This window comes from Gilliamella sp. wkB18 (assembly GCF_001690875.1).
Lineage (GTDB): Bacteria > Pseudomonadota > Gammaproteobacteria > Enterobacterales > Orbaceae > Gilliamella > Gilliamella apicola_A.
Window position 1 is genome coordinate 1 of record NZ_LZHM01000105.1, and the last position, 5,772, is coordinate 5,772.

3 protein-coding genes are annotated in these 5,772 nt (G+C 32.3%); 2 read left to right on the forward strand and 1 reads right to left on the reverse strand.

The window, feature by feature from the left end; all coding sequences use genetic code 11:
- Nucleotides 1-217: 217 nt before the first annotated feature.
- Nucleotides 218-2,386: a hypothetical protein gene (locus A9G48_RS10560; protein WP_034944002.1), complete on the forward strand. Its 2,169-nt coding sequence runs from the start codon at nucleotides 218-220 to the stop codon at nucleotides 2,384-2,386.
- 68 nt (nucleotides 2,387-2,454) lie between these two features.
- Here A9G48_RS10560 and glyA read toward each other — a convergent pair whose 3' ends face one another.
- On the reverse strand, nucleotides 2,455-3,711 hold the full coding sequence (gene glyA, locus A9G48_RS10565) for a serine hydroxymethyltransferase (RefSeq protein WP_065569448.1): 1,257 nt from the start codon (nucleotides 3,709-3,711) through the stop codon (nucleotides 2,455-2,457).
- Between the two features lie 473 nt (nucleotides 3,712-4,184).
- Here glyA and A9G48_RS10570 point away from each other — a divergent pair, with 473 nt between their 5' ends.
- Nucleotides 4,185-5,525, forward strand: coding sequence for an LTA synthase family protein (locus tag A9G48_RS10570; protein WP_034944022.1), 1,341 nt, complete (start codon nucleotides 4,185-4,187; stop codon nucleotides 5,523-5,525).
- Nucleotides 5,526-5,772 lie beyond the last annotated feature (247 nt).

The following is a 5,772-nucleotide window of genomic DNA, read 5'->3' on the forward strand; positions in this document are numbered from 1 at the left end:
AAGGTTAATTAATGACATATTTATGTTTTTATTTGGATAAAAAGTAATAAAGCGTTATTCTATCATAAAGTTGTATCAGCCAATTAAAATCAATTATCAAAGATATAATAAAATTCTTTACTAATGTAAGATTCTTTATTTTTTCTTAAGAAGGATAAGAATGCTGTATTTATTGATCATTTAAAAATATTAATAATATTTAGATAAGGAGATTTCTATGAGTCATATGTGGACATTTCAGCGTGTAGGCGGATTAGATCAAGTTGTATTTAAAAATGCCAAAGATATAATCAATTTGCCAGAATTAGATCCTAAATTGTGGGTTGCTCTCAGTTGCCCAACAACTGGATTAGATTTTGATAAAAAAACGCTAGCATTACTTGATTCAGATAAAGATGGGCGCATCCGAATTCCCGATATTTTAGATGCAATTAGTTGGACTAGAGATAAAATAATTTCATTTGATAGTATTTTAAACACAAGTGAAACACTACCATTATCACAAATTAATACATCAACTCCGCAAGGAAAAAAACTATCGGTCACCGCTCAAAGTATTTTAGCTAGCTTGGATAAAAATAACGTGGATTATTTAACGCAAGATGATATACAGAAATCTATTAAAATCAATGAGAATAAACTTTACAATGGTGATTTAATCTTTCCTGCATCAAGCGAATTATCACCAGACATGCAAATGTTTATTAAAACGGCGATCAAAACTATCGGCGCACAAAAAGACATGAGTGGACAAGATGGTATTAATTTAGATATTGCTAAAACTTTTGTTGCAAATCTAAAAATATGGCAACAATGGCAAAAGGATATAAGCAATTTCCAAACACCTTTTGGGGAAAACACTGCAGAAACTTGGAAATTAGTGCAAATGTTAACACCTAAAATTGACGACTACTTTTTGCGTGTCGAATTAGCACAATACGCCCCACAAGCACAAACAGCACTTAACGTTGACGAAAAATATATTGTACCAACCGAAAATGGTTTATTGTCTGATGAAGCATTAGCTGAGCTACCTCTATCTAAAATTGATACAACTGATGCTCTCGATCTGGTTAATGGGCTTAATCCGCTTTGGAAAACTAAAATTGGGCGATTTAAAACCTTAGTTGCTTCAACATTATCAACCCCAGACAAACTCACACAACAAGAATGGCAAAATATAAAAAATAGTCTTGAAAATTATACTACGCTAATAAGTTCTAAACCTGAATTGTCAAAATTAGATGTCACAACTCAACCAACAGAAAGTATTGAAGATATACCAACCAAATTGATTACTAGCATGGCTAATGATGAATTACTTACTAAATTCGAAAAAATGGTTGAACAAGATAATAAAACCCCTATTTCAGCATCAGATGTACTGATTTTAGAAAAGTTAGTCCTATTTCATAAGCATCTTTATCGCTTGCTGATTAATTTTGTTTCCTTTGCAGACTTTTTCATCCCAACAACTCGAGCCGCATTTCAACTTGGTAAACTTTACATAGATGGCCGCTGTGCAAACCTTTGTGTTGCGGTCGACAATATAGCCAAACACTCAACCATGGCAAATTATTCTGAGCTTTGTTTGCTTTATTGTGAATGTACACGACATGGTCAAAAACAACTGATTGCCGCAGCGATGACTGCCGGACAAGGAGATTTGTTAATAGAAGGTAGAAATGGCGTATTTATCGACAATGAAGGGAATGATTGGGATGCCAATGTAGTTAAAATAATCACTAAACCAATTAGCATTCAGCAAGCAATTTTGGCACCTTACCAACGTATTGGACGTTGTATTACTGAACAAATTAATAAATGGGCAAGCAGTAAAGATGCCGATGTTGAAAAATCAAGTGAACAAGCACTCCAAAACCCAGTAAATAAATTTGATATTGGCAAAAGCGTTGGAATTTTTGCTGCAATTGGTTTAGCAGTTGGTGCAATTGGCACGGCATTAGCCTCGATTTTTCAAGCAATATTTTCACTCACTTGGTGGCAGCTCCCTTTGTCGTTTATTGGGTTATTCCTGATTATTTCTGGTCCATCTGTTATTTTGGCATGGCTAAAATTACGACGAAGAACGTTAGGACCACTGCTTGAAGCATCTGGTTGGGCTATTAATGGGCAAGTAAAAATTAATCTAATGTTAGGTAGATTACTCACTAGTAAAGCCGAACTACCTACAAATGCAAAACGTAATTTGCGTGACCCAATGAAGCAACGCCATAAAAAATTAAATATCATTTTTGTATTAGCAATGTTATTAGGAATTGGCACAACTGCAGGCTGGCTATGGCATGAAGGTTATATTGACCGTTACATCGAACCACTAAAACAACAAACTCAAAATAACATCGATACAAATGCCGACAAATAAAAATGGCTAGACATAACAAACTACCAATAAATAATTCCACCGACAACCTTCGGTGGAATTGCTAGCCATTAAGGCTGATAAACAGGAAAGCGTCGACAAATAGCTAAAACTTTCTCTTTTACTTCTTGTATGTTTTGCTCATCATCAATATTATCTAAAACATCACAAATCCAATTGGCCAAATCGCATGATTCGGCTTCTTTAAAACCTCGACGAGTAATAGCTGGTGTACCAATACGCACACCTGATGTTACAAATGGACTTTGCGGATCTTTAGGTACACTATTTTTATTGACGGTAATATTGGCACAGCCCAAAGCGGCATCAGCTTCTTTGCCGGTGATATTTTTATCAACTAGATCAATTAAAAATAAATGATTGTGTGTTTCACCCGATACTACTTTAAAACCACGTTTTAAAATCACTTCAACCATGACCTTAGCATTTTTCACTACTTGCTGTTGATATTCTTTATAAGCGGGCTCCATTGCTTCTTTTAAAGCAACTGCTTTAGCGGCAATTACATGCATTAAAGGACCACCTTGCGTCCCTGGGAAAACAGCCGAATTCAACTTTTTGTATAACTCTTCACTACCATTTTTTGCTAAAATCAAGCCCCCTCTTGGACCACCTAAGGTTTTATGAGTTGTAGTAGTAACAACGTGAGCATAAGGAACTGGATTTGGATAAACACCTGCTGCAACTAACCCCGCCACATGCGCCATATCCACAAATAAATAAGCCCCCACATTATCAGCAATTTCGCGCATACGTTTCCAATCAATTACTCCAGAATAGGCTGAAAACCCACCTATGATCATTTTTGGTTTTGATTCTTTAGCAATTTTAGCTAACTGCTGATAATCAATATGTCCAGTATCATCAACGCCATAAGAAACAACGTTATAAAGCTTTCCGGAAAAACTAACTGGGGAACCATGAGTCAAATGACCGCCTTCAGATAAATTCATACCCAATACAGTATCGCCCGTTTTTAAAAGTGCCATATAAACTGCAAAATTAGCTTGTGAACCTGAATGAGGTTGCACATTAGCATAATCAGCACCAAATAAAGTCTTAGCGCGCTCAATTGCCAATTTTTCAACAATATCAACATATTCACAGCCACCGTAATAACGTTTTCCAGGATAACCTTCAGCATATTTATTGGTGAGTTGCGAGCCTTGAGCTTGCATTACTCGTGGACTGGTATAGTTTTCTGATGCGATCAGTTCAAGATGATCTTCCTGACGCTGCTCTTCGCCTTTAATTGCATCCCATAATTCCTTATCATAATCAGTAATGGTCATTTTTTTACTAAACATGTTGACTCCTTCTTATTAATCACATTAGCCTTTAATTTCATTGCTAAATTTATTTGCACAAAAATTACCTTTGTTATCCTTACTTATTCATCACGTTATTTCAATATTTTTTATTCTATATAAATAATTTTCATCTAAAATAGATTATCAAAAAATAACTTGATTATACTAAGTAGCCTATTGCATTTGTGCAATTTAACGCTTAAAACAGTCCAATGTTTTCAAAAAATTGTTTTAGAATATTACAACCAAGAGCTGGATAAAAATAATTTAACTTTTATCAGAGTAAAAATAAAATAATTAGCGATTTTTATTTTTTATAGTATTACGGATATACTTATACAAAAATTAATTATTGAGTCTTAAGATCTATGCCTATATCGACCTTAGTTGTTATACCTCTTTTCATTATTACTATCGTTTTCGCATCATTGTTTAAAAAAAAGAAGTTACAATTACTAATTATAACGATAATGACTGTATTTATTGTAATGGAACTAACCTCTATCTATTTCAGTGGTGGTTTTATTGATTATCAATTTTATGTCAATTTAAACGTCAACGATATTATTGAAGGGTTATTTATTTTCAAATTACAAGCTAGTTTAGTTATTATCGTATTCTCTTTCTTGATATTTCTTTTATTAAAATTAGTCAACATTTTTAGCAATAAATGTCGAATATTAATTCGTTTAATATTAGCATTTATTTCATTTATTTCAATTAGTTATCATAATGGACCTTTAAGCCATTTATATGAAATCTATCAGGTAATCAATTCTCCTTGTAAGCCATTTAATGAAGCGCTGCAATCACTTAATATGATTGATTATCCTAATAAAGATCAAATTGTTAGTACTAAAGGTAAAAACATTATCATTTTATCATTAGAATCTTTTGAACAAGGTTTCTTTGATTTTCACGATATAACTCCTAATTTACAAAAATTACGCCAGAACTATACCTTTTTTGCTGACATGCCAATGAGCCGAGGAAGTACATGGACTACAGCATCAATGTACACTTATATGACAGGTATGCCTTTTTTAATTGGTGGATTTACAACTTCGCCATTAATAAAAGCAAATGAAACAAGATTAGTTAGTTTAGGTGATGTGCTTAAAAAAGCTGGTTATCAGACACGTTATGTAATGGCAAACCCAGATTTTGCTGGTGTTGGACACATTGCAGAAATTTTGGGTATACAAGTTGTTTCAGAAAAAAATTATATAGATCAATACCCAAAAGCACCATTTGGTCTTTATGACAAAGATATCTTTGACATAGCTAAAAAACAAATTACAGAAATGCGTCAAACTGATAAACCATTTGCATTATTTGTGTCAACTGTTTCAACACATGCCCCAAATGGTTTTTATGATGAACGAATGCAATCAGTTATTTCACCTAAAAAAGACAATATGTCTTTTGTTGCTGCCTCACTAGATCATAATTTAGGAGCTTTTATTCAATACTTAAAAGATGAAGGTATCTTAAATAATACTGTATTTTATATCTTCCCAGATCATTTAATGATGGGCTCAGGCACTCCAACAATTAGTCATCTGTCCGAAAAAGAACGTAAATTATATTTGCTCACTAATGCTAAAATAAATAATTTACAAAAAAAAACCAATCAAAGAATCTACCAAATAGATTTACCGCGCTTAATTTTAAACGGTGCACAAATTGAAAGTAATGCCAAATTTCTAACAGACTATTTAACAGAACCTAATTTCGATAAGAAAAAATTTATTGAACAAAATAAATCTAATATAGCAACACTTAATTATTCTGCTGAAAAATATGAATAAACTAATAGTTAATGCATTAAATAACTAATCTAGAAACTGAATATTTTCCTAAATTAGGATGATATACAAGTATCTTTTTTACTTTTTATTTTTAGTGCTTTGGATTCTTGGTAATTTTTTCAATTATTAATATAGACTTAATAAGATATCCGCCAAAATTTTATTTATATATTATAATAGCAAAAACTAACCAATTGGTTTTTAAAATAGACATTGTTATTTAAATATTTATATATTAAAAATATAG

Coding starts and splice junctions, on each gene's coding strand:
- glyA (WP_065569448.1), bottom strand. CDS start 3,711: ATGTTTAGTAAAAAAATGACCATTACTGATTATGATAAGGAATTATGG.
- A9G48_RS10560 (WP_034944002.1), top strand. CDS start 218: ATGAGTCATATGTGGACATTTCAGCGTGTAGGCGGATTAGATCAAGTT.
- A9G48_RS10570 (WP_034944022.1), top strand. CDS start 4,185: ATGACTGTATTTATTGTAATGGAACTAACCTCTATCTATTTCAGTGGT.